Raw genomic sequence first — 17,216 nt, forward strand, 5'->3', positions numbered from 1 at the left:
TTGGCGGATTGAAGTTTAAAAACAATTGTGTTGTCCTCATATATAGTCGATACGGATAATACGGATCGAATCATGTAAAGTAGATGACCTTTTTTGGCTACCGATTAAAATTTATAGAAGATTTTGGCATGGATAAGTTACACGAAACGCATCAACTCCATTTTTTTACGAGCAATGTTGATGTCCAGGCGACACCTCAGCAAATTTCATCAATGCTATCTGTTCTAGGTGGCTTTGGCTTGGTTCCTACTTTTGGTCATGAACTAAATGCTTCGAACGCCGAAAAAAGACAGTTTGTCGTAATGGTGAGCGTCGATGAAAAAATCCGAATTGAATTCCCTATTGGCCGTATAGTGATTTTGGGTGAGGGCGGTGAAGCGACCGAGTTTTTCAACAAGGCTTGTGCAATTTTACAAGAACTATATAAGTTATTTCCTACGAAAGAAGGCAATCGTCTTTCACTAATTAGTACAAAAATATTCAGTGGATCAGAACAAGAGTTTGACGAGTTATACCGCCAACTTTTCACTTACAGAACGGTACGCCCCTTTGAGTGGGATAATAGAATTGCCGAACGTCAAACACTGCAAAATTGCGGCGAAGAAATAAATAATATTAGTACAATTCGCAGGTGTAATGTTGCCTCCCCTTTTATAAACGGAGGTAAAGAATTTAATGCCATTCTGAGCGAGATAGATACTAATACAATACATGAAAATAAGAAGTTACGATTTAATCTAGATAATGCGAAAGATGTGTTTAAAGATTTGCACTTGCAAAATGAAGAGGCAAATGCACTGCTCAAGCGATATTTTGATAAATGAAATAGGCTAAGCTCCGATGATTTCATCTAGAGACGTTTTTGATTATAGCCAAACTTCTATTCGAGAATATGAGTTTTCCGGCAAAACGCCCCTTGATAAGTATCAAAACCAACTGGCAAAGGAATTGGCACATATAATTATAAGTAGCTCAAATTCTTCCGCAGGTGGTGCAAGTAATCTTTATCAAGTAAATTCCGCTACTTCAAAAAGTAGCAATGATGTTAATGAATCCGAAGTGCAGGCTGAAAAATGTTCGGAATATCTTGTTAGGTTAGTTCAGTCAGATGAATATGTGGAAGGCGAGGTTGGTAAAACAGAAACATATCTTGAAAACTTGTATTCAGAAAATGTGACTCGTTTTAGAAAAGCCTACAAAAAAACCTGGTTAAAATTGTTTGGAACGAATATAGAAAGCTTCAAAACTTTTGTAAATATTTCATCAGCTATTAATTATGAATGGCTGAGCGATGAAGCTGACGCATTAATTATAGCCGCGTGTTCTCATAAAGATCCCTTCGTTAATGAAGCGGCCATTAGGGCTATGGAGGCTTGGGAGCAAAAAAAACATATTGATTACTTTGGAAATATTCGGAAATTTGAAATTGAGTGGCTGACTGAATATCGTGAAAGTGTTTTAGAGTATTTGAGAAGTCTGAAATGAGCTTTTTGCTTCGAAAAATTTCTAAGTCAAAGTGGGAATCAAATCTGGATAAACAGCCGGATGATTTTTCGGCTGATGCGATTACTGGTTGTACAAGAACGAATAAAAATACTTTGTCCGTTTGGAAATCAACGACTGCAAACTTTGAATCGGATGAATGTAAGGAGTTGGTGGTCGCTGTTGCAACGACAATGGATCGTCCCGACGCAATTGATCTATTGTGGTTAGAACAGGACTGGTTGCAAGAGAAAGGAATTGCAATAGTCGAAACACCTGGAAACTCCAAGTATTCTGCAATGAATTCAAGACACAGGGATCTAAGTAATCTCAATCACCGAAAGTTAGCGTTAGTTGGTGAACATATAGTAAGCAGGCTTAACAGTTTTGGCGCATCGAAAAGGGTGCTTCGACCAGAACTGATAAAATTAGTGGCAGAGCGGTATAAAAAAGGTGGGACCTTTGAGCTAGGGGACTTGAGTCCGAAGTGGCAAGAAGCAGTTTCAAAACATATAGAAAGAACTAATTGATAATATAAAACGAAAAAAACACCAGTCTCAATTTTCTGAGTAAGTGTTAGTTTTTCTTCAAGTATTTCTTCTTAACCGGTTTCCATCTTTAAACATTGCTCTTCAAGATTTCGATAGACGGAAGTGACGTAAATAGATGCGAGAATTTATAGGAAATTTTTCTGCTTACTTTACAGCTGGTTGTCTAGGCGGAGTGGCATACGCACTGGCCCTATGGGCTATGGGCCATCATGGGTTCACTCGCTGGCTCGGGGTAGACATAGCCCCCTATCTGTCCAACGCCTATCTGTATCAGCGCATCGTCTGGGGCGGTATCTGCGGTCTGATTTTCCTGCTGCCGTGGCAGAAATCCTGGCTGGCGCGCGGCTTTTTCCTGTCGCTGATTCCGGCCGGCATTATGCTGCTGTTGTTGTTGCCGATGCGCGGTTACGGTCCCGGCGCATTGTCACTGGGCGCGCTGACGCCGCTGGTGATTATTCTCGCCTGCGCCATCGGCGGAATAGCCGCTTCCGGCCTGCTGCGGGCTCAGGGAAAGTAGGAATCAGCAGCGCGGCTGTGAGCCGCCCTGACCAAACCGCCCGCTCAGGGCTGGTCGTGTTCGGTTAGATACTGGTCCTTCAGTTTCACGTAGTTTGCGGCGGAGTAGCGGAAAAATTCCTTTTCCTTGTCCGACAGCGGCCGCGCCTGCTTGCAGGGGGCGCCGACATACAGGTAGCCACTCTCGAGTTTCTTGCCCGGCGGCACCAAAGCTCCGGCGGCCAGCACCACGTCATCCTCGATCACCGCGCCATCCATGACAATGGAGCCAATGCCGATCAGTACGCGGCTGCCGACCGTGCAGCCGTGCAGGCAGGCCTTGTGGCCGATGGTGACGTCATCGCCGATGATCAGTGGCCAGCCGTCTTCATTGAAGGGGCCCGCATGGGTGATGTGTAGTACGGCGCCATCCTGCACACTGGTGCGCTCGCCGATGCGGATACGGTGCATATCGCCGCGGATCACCGCCATAGGCCACACCGAGCTGTCATCACCCAGCGTGACATCGCCGATGACGACGGACTGTGGATCGACATAGACACCGTTGCCGAGCTGGGGGCACTTTTCGCTTTCAGAATCGCCGTGGGCGCGCAGTGGGGACATAGACAAGCTCCTGTACAATGAGTCCTCTATCATAGCTTTATCGAATTCCTAGCACAGGGTGTTGTATGTCCAATCCGCCGCTGACCTCGCCGTTATTAGATATGCCGCTGTTGCCCCCGTTTGACCAGTTGCAGCCGCAGCAGGTAGAGCCGGCAATCACGGCATTGATCGACCAGTGCGATCGGGTGCTCGACACCGGACTGAAAAACCCGGGCTGGGACAGCACCCTGGCGCCACTGGAGCAGGCACAGGATCAGCTGAACCGCGCTTTCTCCCCGGTCAGCCACCTGAACAGCGTGTTGAGCGGCCCCTGGCGCGAGCCCTATGAGGCGGCCCTGGCCAAGGTGACCGGTTACTGGACCGAACTCGGCCAGAACCGCGATCTGTACGGTGTCTACCAGCAGCTGGCGCAGTCGCCGGAATTTGCCGGCTGGCCGCAGGCGCGCAGGAAGGCGGTGGAGCTGGGGCTGCGGGACTTTGTCCTCAGCGGCGTCGGCCTGGAGGGAGAAGCCCGCGACAAGTTCGCTGCCAACAGTCGACGCCTGGCGGAGCTGTCGAGCCAGTTCGCGAACAATGTGCTGGACGCCACCAATGCATGGACCTGGCACACGGAAGACGCGGCCGAACTTGCCGGCCTGCCGCAAACGGCGTTGGCCGCGGCGCGGGCAGCCGCCGAGGCCAAGGGCCGCGACGGCTGGCTGATCACGCTGGATGGACCCGCCTATCTGGCGGTGATGACCCACGCCGACAACCGCGCGCTGCGCCGGCAGGTGCATACCGCATTCGTCAGCCGCGCCTCGGATACCGGTCCGAACGGCGGCGAGTACGACAACTCCGCGGTGATGGAAGAAATTCTCGCGCTGCGTGCGGAGCAGGCGCAGTTGCTTGGCATGGCCAACTACGCCGAGCTGTCTCTGGCCAGCAAGATGGCGCACGACAATGACAAGGTACTGGAATTCCTCAACGACCTGGCCGCGCGGGCCAAACCGGCGGCAGAACGCGAATTTGCCGAGCTGCAGAATTTCGCCCGTGACGAGCTCGGGCTGGATGAGCTGCAACCCTGGGATATCGCCTGGGCCGCGGAAAAGCTGAAACAGGAGCGCTACGCGATCAGCCAGGAGGAGCTGCGCCCCTATTTTCCCTACGACCGAGTGCTCGCCGGCCTGTTCACCGTGGTGGAGAAACTTTTTGAAGTGTCGGTGCAGCGGGACGAGTCGGTCCCCACCTGGCACCCGGATGTCCAGTATTTCTGGCTGTCCAGAAACGGCGAACGCATCGCCGGCTTTTACCTGGATCCGTTCGCCCGTGAAAAGAAGCGCGGCGGTGCCTGGATGGACAGCGTCTGTGTCCGCCGTCAGACGCCCGATGGCCTGCAACTGCCGGTGGCTTACCTGGTGTGTAACTTCTCATCGCCCGCTGCCGACAACATGCCGTCGCTGTTGACCCATTACGAGGTCACCACGCTGTTCCACGAGTTCGGCCACGGGCTGCACCATATGCTGACGCAGATCGATGTGGCCGCGGTTTCGGGCATCAATGGTGTGGCCTGGGATGCGGTGGAGCTGCCGAGCCAGTTCCTGGAAAACTGGTGCTGGGAGCCGCAGGCGATCGCGTTGATCTCCGGCCACTACGAGAGCGGTGCACCCCTGCCACAGGCACTGTTGGACAAGATGCTCGCGGCAAGAAATTTTCAGTCGGCGATGTTTGCCGTGCGCCAGCTGGAGTTTGCGCTGTTCGATTTCCGCCTGCACTGTCGCGAACAGGGCGCCAGCGCGGCAAAGATACAGCAGTTATTGGACGAGGTGCGCGCGCAGGTGGCGGTGGTACCGGTGGCGGAAGAGAACCGCTTCCAGCACGGCTTCAGCCATATTTTTGCCGGTGGCTATGCGGCCGGCTATTACAGTTACAAATGGGCCGAAGTGCTTTCCGCGGACGCCTTTTCCCTGTTTGAAGAGCAGGGTATTTTTGATGCGGATACCGGCAGAAAATTCCTGCACGCGATTCTCGAGCAGGGCGGCAGTCGCGATGCGCTGGAGCTGTTCACGGAATTTCGTGGCCGCGAGCCTGAAATTGATGCGCTGTTGCGCCACTCGGGCATCGAACAGCTCGAGCTGAATATTAACCCGGGCTAACTGGTCCCGATTATCTGCAATGATTAGGCAGTACCAAAAATCATGAATAACGACAGCGACAAGCGGGGCAAACCGCAGAAGAAGCGATTTATTGCCGGTGCCGTGTGCCCGCGCTGCAGTGCTATGGACCGGATTGTGAATTATCGCGAAGGCGAGAAAAATTATCGCGAGTGTATCGCCTGCGGCTTCAAGGACGAGATACGCCTGCAGTCTTCGCCACAGGAATTAGGGACTCGGGTCAATGAGGCCGGCAAGCAAGAGGCGGTGGAGACGCCGATAAAAATTATTCAACCACCAAAAAAATAATCACACAGTGAAAAAAATCACTCTGCTGGCGCTCGTACTGGCTGGCACCATCGCCGGTCTGTTCGGCCTGGATTATTACCGCGACTTGCACACACAGCAGCGCGAGCAGACCGCACACCTGCTGGCCAGCTGTGTCAATCACGGCTTGCTGACACTGTTCCGGCTGCAGGCCAACGACTGGCGTGCGCGGCCGGACTTCTATCGGCTGCAGCAGCAGAAGCTGGAGGAAACGGTCGCGCAGCTGCCGCAACAGCTATTGGAGGGAGAACCGTTTAGCGAGTGGCGCGAGGGCGTCGCTATCTGCGACCGGCTGACCAGACTCAGCAATATACAGCACGCGACGATCTTCCGGCCGCTGGCGAGTTTCGCCACGCGGGAAATGTCGGATAGTCGTACCTTCAAGGATCGCGATGCACTGCGGCGGCGCCAACGTGTGATCAACCGTCTGAAAAGCTCCGCCGAGGCCGCGGACCGCTATCTGGACGACCTGCGGGCGGATGTAAGAAACCTGATCAATGGCAGTGAACTGTCACCGCAGAGCCGTGAGCGGGCATTGCAGCAGATCGATGCGGAAGTGCTGGATTATTATCGCCAGGGTAATTTTTCCCGGCGTCAGGTGGATGCGCATCTGCAGCGTGTGGCGCGCTACTACCAGTTGCTGGCGGACAACCCGCGCGGCTACAGCGTCAGGGGCGGCAGCCTGTTTTTCTACGACCGAAAGTTACAGCGCGAAGTCGAGGAGCTGTATCGGGCAATTCTCCAGGGTGAAGGATTGTTTTACGCGAGTTGGCGCCAGATAGTGCAGAGACAGCAGGTGCCTGTTCCAGGTGGGTAAAAAATGACGAGCGGGCACTGTTATCCATTTGTTCTGCCCGCTCAATTGGACCATCCTGAGCTTTTTATTATGTAAATTGCGTTCGCACTGCCGGCGTTATATGCGCCGCCATTCAGTGCAGAGTGCTCGTTGCAAATTCTGCCACCGGCGGCTGCAGGCTGATATTCAATTCCCGGGCAAAGTCGGGCCAGGCGCCGGGTGTCTCATTGAGGCGCTGGCGGCACAGGATCATCGCCACCAGACTGTCTGGCGCCAGGCGCAGCCGGTCAAAATGGCGACCCAGGCGGAGACAGACGTCATCGAGCTCCCGCGCAAACTGTTCGCCGAGCAGCTCCCGCACGACCATATTGGCCACCATCGGATCCATCGGTAACAGCGGCATGCCACAGGCCGGTTGCAGTTGATCGTTGACCTCTTCCAGTGCGCGATGGGCCAGGTAGGCATCGTCCAGCAGAGCCGCCAGCCCCACCTGATCCGGATGCCGTTCCGGCGGTGTGGCGAAACTGTGGCCTATGACTTCGCGCACCGGACTGAAATCCAGACCGGCTACGCCACACAACTGTTCAACTTGCCACATCCACTCGGGCACACACTGGATATAACGAATGACAAAACAGGTAAGGTAGTGAGCTCCGTCCTGTTGCGGTAGATCGATGCTGCGGTGGAGCCTGGGGAGGACGCGTCTTGCGGCGCGGCGGAAGTGGCCCCGGTGGCGCTCCAGGGTAACGGCGCGATCTATGCATTGCTGCATCAGCAAATAGTCGTCGGACATCCCTACCACTTTTATAGTGTCAACGGTGCACCCGCTTTTTCGTTTCGTTGCGCCGAGGCAAAACAGCTTAACGATAAAAGAAGATGGCTTGGTACCGTCGCTCCAGTCACATCCAAGATTTGCCTAAAGTGTAGACGCGAAAATAAATCAGTAACCCAGCAGAACGTGCACTGATCCACAAAAACAGGCTAAACCAGACGCCATGGTTGCCCCAGTCGCGTGTCAGCCACCAAACCGGGAAAAAAATCAGCACCGTTGCAACGAACATGGTGTCGCGCATCTGCCGATTTTTTCCCGCGCCGATAAAAACTCCATCCAGCTGATAGCTCCATACCGCCAACAGCGGCAACGCGCACAGCCACCAGTAAACCTGCCGCGCCTGCTGTAGTACCGCATCCAGGTCGGTAAACAGCGGCAGTATCAGTTCGCGCCCGACAACCAGCACCAGCGTAATCGCAATCGCGCTACCCAATGCCCAGATACTGGCGCTGTGCACGGTGGAATAAAAAAGCCGCGGAGATTTTTTTGCCACCGCCTCGCCCACCAGCGCTTCGGTCGCGTGCGCGAAGCCGTCCAGCGCATAGGAGGTCATCATCAACAGCTGTAATAAGATCGCATTGGCGGCGAGCACGGCGTCGCCCTGTGCGGCACCCTGGGCGGTGAAGAACGTCAGGGTCAGCAGTAACAGGCATGTGCGCACAAACAGGTCGCCGTTGATGCGTAGTAACTCCATCCAGGGCGCCGGCGAATGCCAGGGAAGGAAATCGACCCGGCGCAGCTGCCGCACGATGTGGTTCCAGATATCGACATCGACGCGCGCGAGCAGCCGCAGCCCCAACAGGAATGCACAGATATCAGCGCAGACGGTGGCCAGGGCCGCGCCTTTCGCACCCAGGCCGAGACCGATAATAAAGGCGAAGTCGAGCGCGATGTTGAGCAGGTTGGCAGCCAGCAGGAGATACAGCGTCGCGCGACTATCCTGGCGGCCGATAAAAAATCCGAGCAGGGCGAAGTTTGCCAATGCCAGCGGCGCGCTCAACAGGCGAATCTGCAGATAGGCGTGTGCGTGCGGCGCCGATTGTTCGCCGGCGTTCATCCACTGCACGATCGTGCCGAGCAGTGGCGATGCGAGCAATAACAGCGCCGCGCCGAGCACCAGTGCCAGCAGCAGGGCGCGCAGCAGCCAGGCCTCGCCGCCAGTGCCATTCGCGTCGCCGCCGCTGCGCGCTACCAGTCCGGTGGTGCCCATGCGCAGAAAGCCGAAGGCCCACAGCAGCATCGACATCACGCTCGCGCCAATGGCGACACCGGACAGATATTCGGGTGAGGGCAGGTGGCCGAGAATGGCGGTATCCACGGCGCCGAGCAGCGGTACCGAGATATTGCTCAGGATCATCGGCCAGGCGAGACCCCAGACGCGGCCGGGGGGAGCTGTATCGAGCGGTGTCTGTTGCATGTGGGGGCGCGCCGTCAGTGCATGAAACTTGCCGCCCGATCGGCGAGGCGCCCGGCCAGAGATTTTTTCCAGTGCGGACTGGCCGGATCCAGGCACAGGCGCTCTTCCCAGCTAAATATCCGGTCGATGGTCTTGTAGGCGAGCCAGCGCAGCGGCTCCGGCTCCCAGTGGCGCAGGGTGTTTGCTACCGGTCCGCTGTGGGCCCAGGGCATGGTGGCAAGGACAGAATCGCGCTGCAGGATCAGGTCGGCGAGCGTGCGCGCCATCAGGTTCGCTGCGCCGACGCCCTCACCGACATAGCCGCCGGCCAGCGCGAGGCCGCTGTCGCGATCGAAACAGGCGTGGGGCCGGTAAGCGCGCGGTATGCCGAGGGAGCCGGCCCAGGCGTGGGTGATGCGTGCGTCCTGCAGCGCGGGAAAGAAATCCAGCAGATACCGGCGCTGCTGTGCGATTTCCGCCGCGCTCAAGGCGGCGTCGCGGCGGATCTGCGCCCCGAAGTCGTACGAGCCACGCGCGCCGAACAACAGGCGGCCGTCCGTGGTGCGCTGTGCGTAGGAAATCAGCCGGCTCATGTCGGAAAACGCTGGCCGCGTCGCGAACCCCAGTTGCTGCCACTGGTGTGGCGACAGCGGTTCGGTCACCAGGATCTTGCTCGCCACCGGGATCGTGTGTCGCGGTAACGCCGCGCGCGCGGTTGCCGAATAGCCCTCCAGCGCGGCCACCACCGTGCGCGCCCGAACTTTTGCCGTCGCAGTTTCGAGCAGGCCCGGAGCAATGGTGCGCACCGGCGTTTGTTCGAATATCTGTACGCCCATTTTTTCGACGGTGCTTGCCAGCGCGCGCACCAGTTTGGCTGGGTTGATCGTGGCGATGTGCGGCGTGTAGATACCGCCGCGACAGTCGCGCACGTTGACCAGCGCGCTCGCCGCCGCCGCGTCCAGCCAGCAGTAGTCATCTTCCCCGAAACCCTGTACGCGCAACTCGTCGAGCAGTGCCTTTGCGCGCTCGCCTTGCTCGTCAAAGCGCGCCGCCGCAAACAGGCCACCGCCGCGGTGAAAATCGCAGTCGATATTTTCCGCCTGCAGCACCCGCTCGACTTCGGGAATGATGCCGAGAATCTGCGCGCGCACCTGTTGCGCCTGTGCCTCGGGCAGTTGCCGCAGCATGGCGCCGCTGCCTTCGAGTGCGCTCATCAGCCAGCCGCCATTGCGGCCGGAGGCGCCGAAGCCGGCGATCTCGGCCTCCAGCACGGCGATTGTCAGTTCCGGTGCCAGCTGCTTCAGGTAGTAGGCGGTCCACAGGCCGGTAAAGCCGGCGCCGGCGATGGCAACATCCACGTCCAGGTCGCGCGTCAGCGCCGCGCGCGGCACCAGTGGAGCATCCAGGCGCTCGAACCAGAAACTGAGAGCGTTATAGGGATTACGTATCGACATTCAATCACTTGATTCGGCTGGTGCGCGCGGTGACGCCGCGAGCGGCGCGGCGGCACGTGGCGGTGAGGGGCTCAGGGTAGAGGCTGACGGGGGAGCCGGCAAGCGCTCGCAACGGCAGGCTGGTTTGAGCGCTTTTTGATTGCCGGCTGTCGTTACGGCGTGACTCCGCTTATGCGGAGTCGGTGGTGATGCCGTGCCTGTTCAGTTCGTCAATCATCGGCGCCAGCAGCATGGCGTATTTTTTCCAGCGTCCCAGGGAGCGGGTGTGTACCGGTTCGCGCACCTGCGCCGCGCTGGCGGTAGACACCGCCTGCTTCTGGGTATGGAATTGCAGACAGGCATCCTCCCAGGGCAGTTCGAGGTGTGCGAGCAGCTGTTTAGCGCTGCTGTCGAGATCGGTCACCGCTTCCTCGTAGGCGATATCCACAAAGCGCCCGGGGAAGCGCTCGCGCCAGGTATCCATCAGGCGGCGGTAACGCGCGTGGTGCCGGGCCATCTCGCGCTGGTCGTAGGAGTGCAGGTAGGCATCGGCGAACAGCTGCTTGAAACTGGCGAAGCAGGCGTCCATCGGATCCCGGGTCAGGTGCACTATCTTGGCGTTGGGCAGCGCCTTCAGAATCAGCGGGATCATCAGGTAGTTCTGTGGCAGCTTGTCGACAAAGCGGGGTTTGTCGCCGCGCATCTTGGCGCAGGTCTGCAGGTAGAGTGCGCCGAGCTTGCCCATATCGACGCCGGCGGCCTGTTGGAAAAAATCGGCGGAAAAGCGTTTCGGATTCTGGTGATTGGTCAGCCGCCGGATCGCCAGCCCGAATTGCTGCAGTTCGCCGGCGGAGTGCGCCTGCGAGTGGCTGGTAATGATCCGCTCGATCAGCGTGGTACCGGTGCGCGGCTGGCCGAGCACAAAAATCGGTGCGGGATCCGGATCGCCCTCCGGCAGCGCGTCGAACCAGTCGCGGGTGAAATGCTGCTCGAGGTAATCGAACATCTCGATCTCCGCCGCCTCGTCGTACTCGACGGTCTCGCGCCGCGCCGCCGCGCCGCGGCTGAACGCGTCGAAAGCGCGTTGCCATTGCCCCAGGTCCTCGCACTCCTTGCCGATCGCGTAGTAGTAAAAAGCCCTGACCCGCGGCGAGGTGTTATTGGCGGCCAGATATTCCATCTGCCGAATGTGCTTTTCGTCGGTCGCCTTGCGCGCGCTGGCCATATGCCAGTGTGCCTGGGGGCTGTCGGGTTGCAGGCAAATGATCTTTTCGAATACCGCCTGCGCCTCGTCCAGGTCACCACTGTAAACGAGGTTGTTGGCAAAATTGAGCAGGTAGGGTGGATGGTCTGGCTGCAGCCGGTTGGCGATTTCGAAACACTGTCGCGCCACGCCGTAGTCACCCATCAGTGAGTAGATGGAGCCGAGCAGGTCCTGCACCAGGGGATCCTCGGAGCGGTACTTCAGTGCCTCGCCGAGTGCGGCGTCGGCGGCGTTGACCCGGCCCTCGCCCATATGCAGTTTGGCCAGCTGTGCCCAGGCCGCCGGGTGTTCCTGCTGCAGTTTCACTACCGAGCTGAAGGCGCTGAACGCGATCTTGCGGTTGCGGGATTCGAGCGCGACAAGGCCGACCAGGAAGTGACCCTGGACCAGGTCCGGCTGGATGCGCAGGACCTGCTGACAGCAGTCGGAGGCCCTCTGGATATCGCCTGCGGACAGGGCCTGCATGCCCCGTTGCAACAATGACTGGAGATGTTGAAGCCTTTCGAGCCGTGCGGTTGATTGAATCATCGGTACTGCCCCGCTTATTGCATTTACATCTGGGTTTATCCGGCCCGGAGGGAAGGGGCGGCAGCCGCGGGTGCGACCGCCGCCTGGGGTCGGAACCCCGTCTCTGTGCACTTAACGTGCGATCAATCGAAGTCCATGCCGAAGCGCAGGCCCAGGGTGCGCGGACGCTTGGGCCCGAAGAAGTGCGAAGTCAGCACGCCGCCGTTATTGTTCAGACCGTCCCAGGTAAATTCATTGGTCAGGTTCTCCGCGTAGGCATCGACGCGCCAGTTGCTGTCGGACTCGTAACCCACCCGCAGGGTCAAATCCTGGTAGGGGTCGATCACGGTAGTGTCGAGGCCTTCCCAGCCGCCGCCGCGCTCGCCTTCCCAGAAGACTTCCAAACTGCTGGTCAGCATGCCGGCACCCAATGGGAAGTGCGCGTCCAGCACCATGGCTCCGGACCACTCAGGCGCCCAGAACAAGGGGCTGCCCTCGCAGGCATCGTCGCCGCTGGCACAGATACCCTGGATACCGGTTGCCTCGCTGTCCATCCAGCCGAAATTGAACAGCACATTGAAGTTGTCGGAAATCATCGCCGTGATCGAACTCTCGACCCCGTGCGCATTGACGTTGCCGACGTTTTTAATGATCGCGCCGCCGCCATCGGGCACCACCACCTGCAGGTCGGTGTACTCGTAGGTAAATGCCGATACATCGAAATTGGCGCGGCCATCGAACAGCGAGTTTTTGTAGCCGATCTCCCAGGAATCGATCAATTCCGGAGCAAACTTGTTCGGCGCGAAGCCATCGCCCTGGGCGATGTCCACGTTGCCGACCGCCGGGTTGCCGTTGGCATCGTTACTCAGGTTGAAGGTGCCGAAACCGCCGGACTTGTAGCCCTCGGTAAAGCTGGCGAACAGCAGGCCGCCGTCGTCAAACTGGTATTTGGCGATCGCCCGTGAGGTCAGCTTGCCCCAGGAGTCGCTGTCGCTGAGGAAGCCGGCGGTGGAGAAGCCATAGGCCCAATAGGCACCGAGGTCGCTTTCAGGTGTCGGCACGCCAATGGCAAAGTCCTTATGGTCCTTCGTATAGCGCACGCCCACGCCGAGACTGAGGGCGTCGGTAATCGCATAATCGAGATCCACATAAGTTGCCCAGCCGGAGTAGCTGCCCTTGGCCCGGCCGGTTTCGATCAGGCGGCCGTCGGCAGAGGGGCTGAACGGTGAGCCGTAATAGGTGTACAGGTCGGCACAGCCACTGAAGTTCATGCCCGTGTAATAGTGGCCGTAGTACTGACACATGATGTCTTCGCTGCTGGCGAAGGTGTATTCGGTGTCGATCTCTTCCTTGTAGTAGGAGACCCCGGTATACCAGGCCAGCGGACCATCGCTATTGGACGCGAGGCGGAACTCCTGCTGGAAGTAATCGCCGGTCTGTTCCTGCTGGTAGTCGAGGACATTCAACGGCGTACCGTCGTAGTCTTCGGTGTAGAAGTAGTCGTGGTCCTTATAACCGGTGTTGGAGGTCAGCACCAGCTCGCCAAAGTCGTACTCAACATGTATGCCGAAGGTGGCGACCTTGGCGTTGTCGTTGTCGCCCAGCGTCTGGTCGGAATCCACATCGCCCCGACCGCCGCGCAGGTTCACGTCGCCGACCGCCGCCTCGAAGTTCTCCCAGATCTCGCCCTCTTCGATGGCCCGATAGACCGAGCCGGACTGTTTGCGGTCCTCGAACTCCGCCGTGGTATTGACGGTCAGCTGGTCGGACTCATAGGTGGTGGACCAGCGCACGGCCTTCTTGTTGTGCTCGATCAGGTCGCCGGAGCCCGGGTAGTAGTTTTTGACAAAGCCGTCCTCCTGCGAAGAGTACGCCGCGAGGCGCATCGCGAAATTGTCATTCACCGGCAGGTTGACTGCGCCCTCGACGGCGAAGTGACCGCGCTGCGCTACATCGGTTTCGATATAGCCAGTGGTGTCATCACCAATTTCGGCCTTGCGCGTGTGCACGCTGAAGGCGCCACCGATGGAGTTGCGCCCGAACAGGAAACCCTGGGGACCGCGTAGGATTTCCGAGCGCTCCATATCGTAGACGCTGGTGACCGCTGAACCGTTGCGGCCCTCGTACAGGTCGTTCTTGAAGAACGCCGCCGAGGGGTCGCCGCCGATGCCGAAGTCCTGGGTGCGAATGCCGCGCAGGCTGATTGCATCGATAAAGCTGTCCTGACTGTTTCCGGTCACACCGGGGGTGAAGGCCACCAGATCCTTCACATCGTTGATATTGACCTTCTGGGTAAAGTCGCCGGACAGGGCGGTGATCGCCAGCGGCACATCCTGGACGGATTCCTCCCGTTTGGTTGCGGTGACCGAGACCTCTTCGATTGTGAGCACCTGGGCATTGGCGGAGCCGATGACTGCGGACGCGAACACGGCGGAAGCGACTGCGAGTGACAGTTTGGTTTTTTGAATGGCGGGCGCCTCTGGCTTGCGGCGCCTCTGATCGTTGGTCATGGTGGTCCCCTCTTGTTATAGTAGCTGTAATAATTGCAGGATGAGACGCTGGCTCAATGCCCCAATTGGGGGTACGAAGGGAGTTCGGCGGCACAGATTCGGCACAAAGGACCAGAGGTATCCGCAGGAATTTCTAAGAATTAACCGGTAAATCCACGGGGCTCCCCGCGCGGGAGAGTGTGGCGATTTGTATGCGGCGAGTCGCTAGACACCGGTCTGCCGTGCCATCTGCGCTGATGCAGGCGGCCGGTTGCTGACGTATACCTACAGGTATTTCACATGACCGCTGAACTTTCCCGCTGTGCGACGTGGAATCGCAAGGCCGCGGAACTGCTGCTGCACTGCGGCCGTGCCAGTTTCTATCAAGAACTGGTCGCGGCGATCCGCACACTGGTGGCTGCGGACAATCCGCAGGTGTGGCTCTACCACCGCGACCAGCCACCGCGTATCCTGTTCTACGACATAGAGACGCAGCAGCAGGAAGTTCATATAGACCTGTACCGCAACGGCTCTTATCTGCTCGACCCCTATTACAGGGCGATTTTCCACCATCCAAATCCCTCCGGCGTTTATTGCCTGACAGAAATCGAACCCGGCGAATTCGCGCAGAGCGCTTACTGCCGCAGCTACTACTGCAAGCTGGGCACCCGCGATGAAATCGTATTTATGGTGGAGGTCAATGCGGACACCGCGCTGCACGTCTGCCTGATGCGCAGCCACGATGCGGAAGCGTTCAGTTGTAGTGAGCTGGACTTACTGCGCGCGGTGGAACCGCTGGTGCGCAACCTCGTGCTGCAGCACATCAACCAACAGGACATTGCGTCGCGGGGAAAGCCGGCGGAATGGTACCCGGTCACCCGAACCAACCCCGGTATAGGCAGCAGCATCAACCAGGCCTTCAACAGGTTTGGGCGCTCGATACTCTCCGACCGCGAGCGCGCCGTTCTCGGCCTGATACTGCGCGGTTACAGCACGCGCTACGCGGCGGAGAAACTCGGCATCGCGGTGGACACCCTGCGCAAGCACCGCAAACGCATCTACCAGAAACTCGATGTGAATTCGCAGAACGAGCTGTTCTCACTGTTCCTGAATGCCATTTCCAGCTTCGATCCCGGATCGGATGAGGATCCGCTGGCCGTCTATATCGGCAGTGCGGCAAGCCTCACGGAGTAACTGTCGTTACAACCTCGGTCACCGGGCCTGGGCGAGTCGTCCACCGCGGTAATCGGTTGATCCAATTTTTCTCCGCCGGGGCGCAGGTGTTGTCGGCGCCGTCAGTGCGCACGAAAGCCGCGTGCTCGCCAAGCAAGACGCTTGGGTGGCAGCGGGTTTGGATTACCCTGTGACCGCGACAACAAAGGCCGTATCGGCGTGGCGGATCAATTGACTTTTTTCTGGCGATGTGTTCCTTTTGTACATGCAGTAGATGCGACAAATAAATACACAGGTTGTTGGTTGTACCTTCCGGACGACGACATCTGAAGTAAAAATCTTTAATTAGAATAACAAGTTGCACTGACGGCAGTATCGCGGGGATTTCTCTCCGCCCAGTGTATGTAGTCTTGTGTTACTACAGCATGTCCACAATTTTTGTGTGGAATTGTCCCGGCGCCGGTTTCCGGCAATCGGGGGAGTCCAGTTATCCGTGACGGCCAACGGTCGAGAATAATAATTACGGGTTTCGGTATCGAAGCTCGCAACCACGGAGATCTGTAGGCGATGTTGAGAGGCTTCAATCGGCTGTTCGCCTTGCTGGCCACTTCGGTGCTGGCCCACTCCGCGTATGCGGAAAAAGAGGGGGCGGAGCGCTGGGGGGTCAATATGACCCAGGGGGTGACGGAAGTCGCCCATACCACGTACAACCTGCACATGCTGATTTTCTGGATCTGTGTGGCGATTGGCGTGGTGGTGTTCGGGGTCATGTTTTACAGCATGTGGCGCCATCGCAAGAGCAAGGGCTACCAGGCGGCGCAGTTCCACGAGAGCACCGCGGTGGAGCTTGTGTGGACAATCGTCCCCACCATCATCCTGATCCTGATGGCGATTCCCGCCACCAAGACCCTGTACGACATCTACGACACTGAGGAAGCCGATCTGGATATCATGATCACGGGCTACCAGTGGAAGTGGAAGTACAACTACCTGGGTTCCGATGTCTCCTTCTTCTCCAATCTCTCCACGCCCCGCACTCAAATCGACAACCAGCAGCCGAAAAGCGAAAACTACCTGCTTGAGGTAGACGAGCCGCTGGTGGTGCCGGTGAACAAGAAGATTCGCTTCCTGATCACCGCCAACGACGTGATCCACGCCTGGTGGGTGCCGGATCTGGCAGTGAAGAAAGATGCTATTCCGGGCTTTATCAATGAATCCTGGACCCGTATCGACGAGCCTGGCATCTACCGCGGCCAGTGCGCCGAGCTGTGTGGCAAGGACCACGGCTTTATGCCGATCGTCGTCAAGGCGGTGCCCGAGGCGGAATATACCGCCTGGCTCGGTGAGCGCGCGGCCGCCGCGGCGAAGATGCGGGAGCTGACCGAGAAAACCTTCACCTTCGATGAACTCCTGGCGCGAGGCGAAAAGGTCTATAACCGCAACTGTGCCGCCTGCCACCAGCCGAATGGTCAGGGTGTGCCGGGGGCCTTCCCGGCGATCGCCGGCTCCAAGATCGCCACGGGCCCACTCGATGGACACCTGAGCATGGTGATTAGCGGTTCGCAGCAGAACCCGGCCATGCAGGCATTCGGCGAGCAGCTGTCCGAGGTTGACCTGGCTGCGGTGATTACCTATCAGCGCAATGCGTTCGGCAACGACATGGGCGACACCGTGCAGCCCATCGACATTCTCAATTTTAAGAATAAGCAGTAGGAGTT

The 17,216-nt window shown here is 57.9% G+C and carries 15 protein-coding genes; 9 read left to right on the plus strand and 6 right to left on the minus strand.

Going from position 1 to position 17,216, the window contains the following annotated elements; all coding sequences use genetic code 11:
- The first annotated feature begins 128 nt into the window (after positions 1-128).
- The 4 genes from BLW36_RS10775 to BLW36_RS10785 all read left to right on the plus strand — a co-directional run bounded on the left by BLW36_RS10775 (position 129) and on the right by BLW36_RS10785 (position 2,550).
- The gene (locus tag BLW36_RS10775; RefSeq protein ID WP_091388118.1) at positions 129-824 is read left to right on the plus strand and encodes a hypothetical protein; all 696 of its coding nucleotides are present in this window, start codon (positions 129-131) and stop codon (positions 822-824) included.
- Positions 825-840: 16 nt separating this feature from the next.
- On the plus strand, positions 841-1,485 hold the full coding sequence (locus BLW36_RS17150) for a hypothetical protein (protein ID WP_139304862.1): 645 nt from the start codon (positions 841-843) through the stop codon (positions 1,483-1,485).
- Positions 1,482-2,012 carry a hypothetical protein gene (locus tag BLW36_RS10780; protein ID WP_091388120.1) on the plus strand — a complete coding sequence of 177 codons (531 nt, stop codon included), beginning with the start codon at positions 1,482-1,484 and terminating at the stop codon, positions 2,010-2,012. The genes BLW36_RS17150 and BLW36_RS10780 overlap by 4 nt, the downstream gene beginning before the upstream one ends.
- 193 nt (positions 2,013-2,205) lie before the next feature.
- On the plus strand, positions 2,206-2,550 hold the full coding sequence (locus tag BLW36_RS10785; protein WP_244506216.1) for a hypothetical protein: 345 nt from the start codon (positions 2,206-2,208) through the stop codon (positions 2,548-2,550).
- A 44-nt stretch (positions 2,551-2,594) separates the two neighbouring features.
- Here BLW36_RS10785 and BLW36_RS10790 read toward each other — a convergent pair whose 3' ends face one another.
- On the minus strand, positions 2,595-3,152 hold the full coding sequence (locus BLW36_RS10790) for a gamma carbonic anhydrase family protein (protein WP_091388124.1): 558 nt from the start codon (positions 3,150-3,152) through the stop codon (positions 2,595-2,597).
- A 65-nt stretch (positions 3,153-3,217) separates the two neighbouring features.
- On the opposite strand from BLW36_RS10790, the gene BLW36_RS10795 reads away from it, so the two are divergent.
- From BLW36_RS10795 to BLW36_RS10805, 3 genes are read left to right on the plus strand one after another with little or no spacing between them, the layout of a single operon-like run.
- Positions 3,218-5,284 carry a M3 family metallopeptidase gene (locus BLW36_RS10795; RefSeq protein WP_170833188.1) on the plus strand — a complete coding sequence of 689 codons (2,067 nt, stop codon included), beginning with the start codon at positions 3,218-3,220 and terminating at the stop codon, positions 5,282-5,284.
- 42 nt (positions 5,285-5,326) lie between these two features.
- The gene (locus tag BLW36_RS10800) at positions 5,327-5,590 is read left to right on the plus strand and encodes a YheV family putative zinc ribbon protein (protein ID WP_091388126.1); all 264 of its coding nucleotides are present in this window, start codon (positions 5,327-5,329) and stop codon (positions 5,588-5,590) included.
- 7 nt (positions 5,591-5,597) lie between these two features.
- Positions 5,598-6,425 (plus strand): hypothetical protein, encoded by an 828-nt coding sequence (locus BLW36_RS10805; protein WP_091388128.1) that lies wholly within the window; start codon positions 5,598-5,600, stop codon positions 6,423-6,425.
- Positions 6,426-6,537: 112 nt separating this feature from the next.
- On the opposite strand, the gene BLW36_RS10810 is transcribed toward BLW36_RS10805, so the two are convergent.
- The 5 genes from BLW36_RS10810 to BLW36_RS10830 all read right to left on the minus strand — a co-directional run bounded on the left by BLW36_RS10810 (position 6,538) and on the right by BLW36_RS10830 (position 14,346).
- Positions 6,538-7,197 (minus strand): hypothetical protein, encoded by a 660-nt coding sequence (locus BLW36_RS10810; RefSeq protein WP_139304863.1) that lies wholly within the window; start codon positions 7,195-7,197, stop codon positions 6,538-6,540.
- A gap of 106 nt (positions 7,198-7,303) precedes the next feature.
- Entirely contained in the window at positions 7,304-8,653 is a 1,350-nt protein-coding gene (locus BLW36_RS10815; protein ID WP_244506217.1) for an MATE family efflux transporter, read from the minus strand.
- A gap of 14 nt (positions 8,654-8,667) precedes the next feature.
- Complete coding sequence (locus BLW36_RS10820; protein ID WP_091388134.1) at positions 8,668-10,086, minus strand: NAD(P)/FAD-dependent oxidoreductase; 1,419 nt, start codon at positions 10,084-10,086, stop codon at positions 8,668-8,670.
- Between the two features lie 169 nt (positions 10,087-10,255).
- Positions 10,256-11,857, minus strand: a complete 1,602-nt coding sequence (locus BLW36_RS10825; protein ID WP_091388137.1) for a tetratricopeptide repeat-containing sulfotransferase family protein — start codon at positions 11,855-11,857, stop codon at positions 10,256-10,258.
- Between the two features lie 122 nt (positions 11,858-11,979).
- The gene (locus BLW36_RS10830; protein ID WP_091388139.1) at positions 11,980-14,346 is read right to left on the minus strand and encodes a TonB-dependent receptor; all 2,367 of its coding nucleotides are present in this window, start codon (positions 14,344-14,346) and stop codon (positions 11,980-11,982) included.
- A gap of 279 nt (positions 14,347-14,625) precedes the next feature.
- On the opposite strand from BLW36_RS10830, the gene BLW36_RS10835 reads away from it, so the two are divergent.
- Both BLW36_RS10835 and coxB read left to right on the plus strand, forming a co-directional pair.
- Positions 14,626-15,519, plus strand: coding sequence for a response regulator transcription factor (locus BLW36_RS10835; RefSeq protein WP_091388141.1), 894 nt, complete (start codon positions 14,626-14,628; stop codon positions 15,517-15,519).
- Positions 15,520-16,065: 546 nt separating this feature from the next.
- Complete coding sequence (gene coxB, locus BLW36_RS10840; protein WP_091388144.1) at positions 16,066-17,211, plus strand: cytochrome c oxidase subunit II; 1,146 nt, start codon at positions 16,066-16,068, stop codon at positions 17,209-17,211.
- The last annotated feature ends 5 nt before the right edge of the window (positions 17,212-17,216 follow it).

The sequence above is a fragment of the Microbulbifer marinus genome (assembly GCF_900107725.1).
GTDB classification, from domain to species: Bacteria; Pseudomonadota; Gammaproteobacteria; order Pseudomonadales; family Cellvibrionaceae; genus Microbulbifer; species Microbulbifer marinus.

What these genes read in the sequence shown, in the direction of transcription:
- BLW36_RS10795 (WP_170833188.1), top strand. Translation starts at nt 3,218, where the DNA reads ATGTCCAATCCGCCGCTGACCTCGCCGTTATTAGATATGCCGCTGTTG.
- BLW36_RS10835 (WP_091388141.1), top strand. Translation starts at nt 14,626, where the DNA reads ATGACCGCTGAACTTTCCCGCTGTGCGACGTGGAATCGCAAGGCCGCG.
- BLW36_RS10790 (WP_091388124.1), bottom strand. Translation starts at nt 3,152, where the DNA reads ATGTCCCCACTGCGCGCCCACGGCGATTCTGAAAGCGAAAAGTGCCCC.
- BLW36_RS17150 (WP_139304862.1), top strand. Translation starts at nt 841, where the DNA reads ATGATTTCATCTAGAGACGTTTTTGATTATAGCCAAACTTCTATTCGA.
- BLW36_RS10820 (WP_091388134.1), bottom strand. Translation starts at nt 10,086, where the DNA reads ATGTCGATACGTAATCCCTATAACGCTCTCAGTTTCTGGTTCGAGCGC.
- BLW36_RS10830 (WP_091388139.1), bottom strand. Translation starts at nt 14,346, where the DNA reads ATGACCAACGATCAGAGGCGCCGCAAGCCAGAGGCGCCCGCCATTCAA.
- BLW36_RS10780 (WP_091388120.1), top strand. Translation starts at nt 1,482, where the DNA reads ATGAGCTTTTTGCTTCGAAAAATTTCTAAGTCAAAGTGGGAATCAAAT.
- BLW36_RS10800 (WP_091388126.1), top strand. Translation starts at nt 5,327, where the DNA reads ATGAATAACGACAGCGACAAGCGGGGCAAACCGCAGAAGAAGCGATTT.
- BLW36_RS10810 (WP_139304863.1), bottom strand. Translation starts at nt 7,197, where the DNA reads ATGTCCGACGACTATTTGCTGATGCAGCAATGCATAGATCGCGCCGTT.
- BLW36_RS10825 (WP_091388137.1), bottom strand. Translation starts at nt 11,857, where the DNA reads ATGATTCAATCAACCGCACGGCTCGAAAGGCTTCAACATCTCCAGTCA.
- BLW36_RS10775 (WP_091388118.1), top strand. Translation starts at nt 129, where the DNA reads ATGGATAAGTTACACGAAACGCATCAACTCCATTTTTTTACGAGCAAT.
- BLW36_RS10815 (WP_244506217.1), bottom strand. Translation starts at nt 8,653, where the DNA reads ATGCAACAGACACCGCTCGATACAGCTCCCCCCGGCCGCGTCTGGGGT.
- coxB (WP_091388144.1), top strand. Translation starts at nt 16,066, where the DNA reads ATGTTGAGAGGCTTCAATCGGCTGTTCGCCTTGCTGGCCACTTCGGTG.